This is a genomic window from Paenibacillus sp. E194 (genome assembly GCF_000935845.1).
Classification (GTDB): Bacteria; Bacillota; Bacilli; order Paenibacillales; family Paenibacillaceae; genus Paenibacillus_B; species Paenibacillus_B alvei_B.
This window is the reverse complement of sequence record NZ_JMDX01000345.1, coordinates 1-4,871: the sequence shown is the minus strand read 5'-3', so window position 1 is coordinate 4,871 and position 4,871 is coordinate 1. Positions and strand designations below refer to the sequence as shown.

Below are 4,871 nucleotides of genomic sequence, written 5' to 3'. Positions count from 1 at the left end.
AATCGTAGATGGAATGGTGTCAGATCGAGATCGAGTTCGGCAGCTTGTAATGCTAGAACTCGATCTCGATCTGACACCATTCCATCTACGATTTCCACAAGGGGAGGCTATCAAAGTAGCAGAGCTAACGCTAGTTAATCATGTATGCGATAGCCCCTCCCTTCACTTCGTCTAACCCGGCACCGTTACTGCATATTGTTTACGGTCTTCACGATATCCGATCCCGTGCCAAGCTTGTAGCCTTGGAGCTGGTAACGGATGCGGTGCTGATGATCCATGACAACAACGAGCGGGTATTCTTGCCCGTTCCATTCCGGCAAGGAAGGAAGCAGAGCTTGCAGAGCCCCTCCATCTTCATCCACGCTGTATGTTGTATGCTCCGGCATGCCCTCCAGCTTGAATTCGCCGCGATTGCGCTGAGTTTCTACCATAAGCGCAATCCGGCCTCCCCATTGATCGAGCTCTGCCTTGAGCTCGCGCAATTCTCGCGCGAGGTGCTTGGACGGCTCCCGTTCTGGATCGAGCCATGCAAGGACGATTCCTTGCTCGGGAATATTGAGATCCGCCTTCGCGGTCATGAGTTCCCACTGATCGGCCGTCACTGTACCGAGGACCGGAACATGAATCTCTTCCTTACGGAACACGATAGGCACCGATGTTGTTGTCCCGTCTTGCACCGAGAAGAAGGTTTGGCGAACTAGCACCGTTCCGTCACTAAGGCGAGTTCCCGTTGTCATTCGATAGTCGCCGCCCAGCACCTCGTAAGGCTTGTCGTACATATCTTTTTCCCCATATGGGAAGGTCAAGGTACGGTAACTACCCTTCTCGAATCGAGAAATGGTGAAATTCAAGTAATAGGCAGCTTCTTGATCTCCTTCCCCTCGTGTAAATACGACGGAACCAGTAGCGGCAGCTTCCACAGGCGTCTCGACGGCATCCTGATGGAACAGGGCATCTTGCCACGCGCCATCCATCCAGAATTGCGGACGTGTATTCAGCGGCTCAAGTCGCGCTGGGATTCCGATGCTGCGAGCGATCGCCACGAAGCATACATCCCGGCTTACGCGGTCAGCCAGCTTCAATTGGAATGCGCCGACTGGCGTAATCATGCCATTGTAGCGATCGATCCGGCCTTCAAGTGTTATGTCATTGGCCAAGCGGTCAGCCAGCTGCTGCGGATAGGCTGCATAGGCCGCCTTCTCCTCAGCCGTTAGATTGGCTTGGAAGAATGCGCGATAAGGTTTGATCATTTCATAATAGGCACGCGGACAGAGCACATAGGTCGCGAATAGTTCCTCATCCTTCACCTGCTGCAGATAGGGAAGAGCACCCTCCAAATGATCGCGTAGTGTATTGCTCATCGTGTCTTGTGTATCCTTCTCGTGCAGCGATTCGAGCAGTCGCAGCGGCCATTCGCCATGCTCCGGTGTGCAGGATTCGAGGAAAGACGCTATTTCAAGACTGTTCCCACGTGCATGACGAAGTACCGTCCATACACGATCTGCAGGCAGGGAGAGCTTGCACGCCAATTCCCCGGCCTGTTTTTCATTCATAAATGTAGCCTCGTATGCGGCACGTGTTGCTGTACCATGCTGGACGCGGCTGTCGTTCGCTTGACGTTCCTCGTCTGTCATCCGATCTTCACTCTTGTCTGGAATCTCTGGCGGCGGCACCATATTGAACTCTAATACTTCGTGCTCCGATGGCTCAGATTGGAGCGTTACGGTGAATGTATCCGCATCTCCGACCGAAATATGGCGGAAGCCGTAGCCTTGCTCGTTGCGTACGTGGATGAGCAAGTCGCCATATCCCGTTGTGAATGCTACTTGTCCGTCCGCGTCGGTTGGCAATGTCGTAACAGAGTAGAATTCAGCGAAATTGTACATTTGGAAATGCACTTCGGCCGGTGTTGCTTCTCCTTGCTCATTAACGACTTGTATTGTAATGGTCTTGCGCGGCGCATAATTGCCGAGCAGGTTGATCTCGGTATACCAAGGGTGACTGGAACACGTTTCTTCGGGTCCGTTATAATCAGCAGGAACGCGCGTATGCACAAGCATGGCGCGGCGTGAAGGAGCCTTGAACCAGCCTTCGTTCAGGCGTCCTTCCGGCTCGCATGCACCGAGGAAGTACCATGTGCCATCAGCCCAAGCTTCCACCCATGCGTGATTCGAATCGCAATGCGCCCAGCGCGGCGTGTAGCATTGGCGCGCCGGAATGCCGACACTGCGCAGTGCGGCGACGGCTAGTGTCGATTGCTCCCCGCAGCGGCCTAGAGCCGTGCGCATCAGGGTCAGTGGAGATACGGTACGCTGATTCGTGCCGACATAGGTTGCTTTCTCATGACACCAATAGTTCGTTTCCAAAATCGCATCAACCATGGATTTATCCTTCACGCGATCAACGAGCTCGTGATAAATCACTTCGCGGTTGTCGTCGATATTCTCATTGTTGACCCGATAGGGGAGAACGAAATTCATGAAGATGTAATCTGGAATGTCTTTTCCCCAAGGAAGCGCCTGACGTGTTGCTAGAGTGCGGCGCACATGAGCCAAGAAGAAATCCCCGTTATAGTCAGCCAAGTCGTGAATTGGCATGTAGGCGTACAAGTATTTCAAGAGTAAGCGTTCTTCTCCGGTCAGTTCTTGATTGAATACACCGAATAGCTCTTTTGAACGATGCTTGGCTAATTCTTGTTTATAATGAAACTTATCTTCGATCTGTTGAAGGAATGTGCTATCTGCATTACCAGTTGTACTCGTCATCTTGTTCATCAGCTCCGTGTATGGAATTTCTGTGATGCAGTGATGGTTCATGTATGATTGTTAGTCCGGTCGAACTTGGTCATTGGAACATCGGTTACCGTTACTGGTTACTGGTTACTGGTTACTGGTTACTGGTTACTGGTTACTGGTTACTGGTTACTGGTTACTGGTTACTGGTTACTGGTTACTGGTTATGTTATCGGTAACCAAAAGAAATGCAGAGAACGGATGTGTTGAAGGCTTGGAGCATGCATGCTACAGCAGCATACCTATTCGCGCCACACCTTCCCATCCTCCTGAATGCGAATCCACTGCAGTCCGTCCTGTGACTTGGCAGACATGAGGAAGGTTCCGCTTGTTGTCTCAATGACAGGTTCAATGCTGCACACCTCTTCGTTCGTTAACGCTGACAAGGTGGATGCATAATGTCCATGCGCTGCATAATGCTGACGCTGGCGGTAATAGAGCTTACGCAGTTCCCACTTGATCAGCTCATCTTGCGTAAGTTGGAAGATGGGTTCTGGCTGATTCGCCTCGGCGAAGACGACGAAGCCCCACAGCTCTGGATAATGCATATTAATAATGCCATGCGGGCTCCATACCCAGTTATACTCTGGATAAGGGGCGTTCGTATCCGGATTGATTGTCTTCACGTACTTTCCGTTCTGCACTTCAGCACGCCACTCGACACGGGAGAAGTTAATGCGCCAATAATCTTCATGACGCGGCAAGCGTCCCTCTGGCGCACATTCCTTCAGCACGCTCCAAGGCATGGCCACTTCAATGCTCCAACCTTTGTTGTCTGCATTCGGATTGTTCACTTCACCATCAATATGAACGGCAGTGCGAATGCCACGAATATCCCAGGAATTAATAGGCGGACCGCCATCACGGTATGGCTTCGGCAGCAGCAAGTCCCATATCGTGTTGAAGGCGTTCATTTCGAACTCATAGTAGTTATGCGTGTCGCCGTCGGGATCGATGAAAATCTCGAAATCATTATCATAGAAAATGACGGAATCTCGCTCCGTCAATGTTGCCCATATTTGATCTTCTTCCATTTCGGCACCGAAGTATAAATACTCGTCATCCCATAACATTTTGACCCGTGTGCGCTTGAACGGCCGTGGCTTCAAATCTCCCTCAATATCGAAAAAGTCGTCTGTCCACGGGGCATCCGCCCAAAAAGGCTTGTCCAATAGTCCATCAAGCTGTAACGGTTCCGCTGCACGGTGGCAAATGTAATGCTTTGGCTCGAACACGATATTCGGTTCAGGAACGACACTTCTGTCCATCTTCCATCCTCCTCTAGATGAATGTATGTGGTAGGTGTTGGAGAACACACAAATACGTAAATATGGCAATGCAGATAAAACTTATCCTTATACTAGATGGATATAATCGGATATTCAATAGGGAAACGCGATTTTCGGCGAAAAAAAGTTATCGGTATCACAAAATGTCGAACATGTCGGTTTCGCTGTTGTATCTGAAGATAAAAAAGAGAGCATCCATTAAGAATACCCTCTTCGTAACTGAGTATATTTTCTATCCATAGTACCAACGATTGCTTATGCTTGCTTCATGAAGAAGGCAGCAGCCTGAGTTAGAAAATGCCGCCTCTTATATATCGGGGGCACTATCTATGTTATCTTACGGCTTACCAAGCGCGTTCGTAGGACTTCGGCTTAGGCAGTTCAGCACGAAGTGCTCGTGCGGCCCGCAGCGGCCAGTATGGATCGCGCAGCAGTTCGCGTCCGAGAAGGACGAGATCCGCACGGTCATTACGGACGATCTCTTCTGCTAGAGCTGGCTCGGTAATAAGGCCGACTGCTCCCGTAGCTATGCCAGCTGACTGACGTATGGCATGCGCATAAGGCACTTGGTAACCAGGGAATACATCGATTGGATGCGGTACAACCGCGCCGGAACTGCAATCAACGAGGTTGACGCCTTGATCCTTCATACGGCGTGCATAGTCGATATAAGCTTCCAGAGAGTTACCTCCATCCGCATACTCATTGGCCGAAATACGCACGAACACGGGGCCTTCCCAATTGAGGCGCACTGCATCGATTACATCGCTTAAGAAGCGGTATCTTCCTT

The 4,871-nt window shown here is 50.7% G+C and carries 3 protein-coding genes; all 3 read right to left on the bottom strand.

Annotated features, from left to right (window positions below):
* Positions 1 to 185: 185 nt before the first annotated feature.
* On the bottom strand, positions 186 to 2,765 hold the full coding sequence (locus tag AZ66_RS27010) for a transglutaminase-like domain-containing protein (RefSeq protein WP_044357711.1): 2,580 nt from the start codon (positions 2,763 to 2,765) through the stop codon (positions 186 to 188).
* Positions 2,766 to 3,034: 269 nt separating this feature from the next.
* Positions 3,035 to 4,060: a carbohydrate-binding family 9-like protein gene (locus AZ66_RS27005; RefSeq protein ID WP_044357709.1), complete on the bottom strand. Its 1,026-nt coding sequence runs from the start codon at positions 4,058 to 4,060 to the stop codon at positions 3,035 to 3,037.
* Positions 4,061 to 4,425: 365 nt separating this feature from the next.
* On the bottom strand, positions 4,426 to 4,871 hold a 446-nt coding region (locus AZ66_RS26995; RefSeq protein WP_044357707.1), incomplete at its 5' end, for an oxidoreductase.

Excerpts from the sequence above, each read along its gene's own strand:
- AZ66_RS27005 (WP_044357709.1), bottom strand. The coding sequence starts at position 4,060 with ATGGACAGAAGTGTCGTTCCTGAACCGAATATCGTGTTCGAGCCAAAG.
- AZ66_RS27010 (WP_044357711.1), bottom strand. The coding sequence starts at position 2,765 with ATGACGAGTACAACTGGTAATGCAGATAGCACATTCCTTCAACAGATC.